Below are 1,018 nucleotides of genomic sequence, written 5' to 3'. Positions count from 1 at the left end.
AACGCGCCCTGCCAGTCGGTGACAATCGCCCGACGCCACTGGTTGTTGAGCCCTGCCGCCGAAGGTTGCAGCACCCGTTGCCAGGCCTGCGCCAGCGGCTGCACGAACAGCGTCTGACCGACCACGCCCCACTCCGCGCCCAGGCTGGCGGCGATCAGGCTCCCGTAGGACTGGGTGTCGGTAAGGTCCACGCTTTTGCCCTGGAACACGGTTTGCGCCAGGGCCTGGGTCATTTCCCGCAGGTCGGAGGCGCTGCTCACCTGTTGCAGCTTCAGGCGTACCCGCGTTACGCGGGTGAGGAAGGCTTGCAGACTGAGGCGCTCGCTGTCGGCCTTGCCTTCGGTGTCTTTGCCGAGCAGGGTCAGCAGCGGCCCGAAGGTAGCGTCCAATGGGCTGCGCGGCACCTGGCTTTGCTGGTCGATCAGCGGCACCTTGTCCTGGTCGAGCAGGTCTTTGGCCGACTTCATCAGCGAGTCAGCCAAGGCCTGCGTGCGCGTACCGGCTTGGCCCTGGTAGGCCAGGGTGTTCATCAGCGCAATCAGCGGCGACTGGCGCACGTCGGTCATCAGGGTCAACTGGTCGATCACATCGCCCATGCCCTCGGCCTTGCGCCAGCGCAGGCTGTTGAGAAAGTCCAGCCAGGCACTGGCGTAGTCCTGGAAGTAACGCTCGGTGAGCTGCGCCTTGAGCATCTGCGGGGTCAACTCACTGGCGATATCGGCCTGGCTGTCGCTGAGCACCCAGTCGATTTCCTCGCGGCGCGCTTCGGCGACCTCATCGATGGCCTGGCGCACCCGGCCTTCCCACGCCTGCCGGGTAAAGACGCCCGATACGCTGGCGGTGGTGGTGAACAGCGCCGAAGCATCGGTTTCACCGACCATGCCGTGCAGGCTCAACGCCGGGTATTGATTGGCCGCGATGTCGAGCACCTTGCGGTACAACGCGGCCTGCGCATTGCGCTGGCCCAACTGGCTGAGCAACACCTGGCGAGCCTGGGCCACCAGCGCCGGGTCGGCCT

General features: G+C 66.0%; 1 protein-coding gene. It reads right to left on the bottom strand.

Going from position 1 to position 1,018, the window contains the following annotated elements:
• Positions 1-1,018: ImcF-related family protein (locus tag DK871_RS28370; protein ID WP_306109910.1), on the bottom strand; the 1,018-nt coding region annotated here is incomplete at both ends.

The sequence above is a fragment of the Pseudomonas sp. L13 genome (assembly GCF_009935965.1).
GTDB classification, from domain to species: Bacteria; Pseudomonadota; Gammaproteobacteria; order Pseudomonadales; family Pseudomonadaceae; genus Aquipseudomonas; species Aquipseudomonas lactis.
Note: the sequence above shows the minus strand (reverse complement) of the source record. Positions and strands in the feature narration are given on the sequence as shown.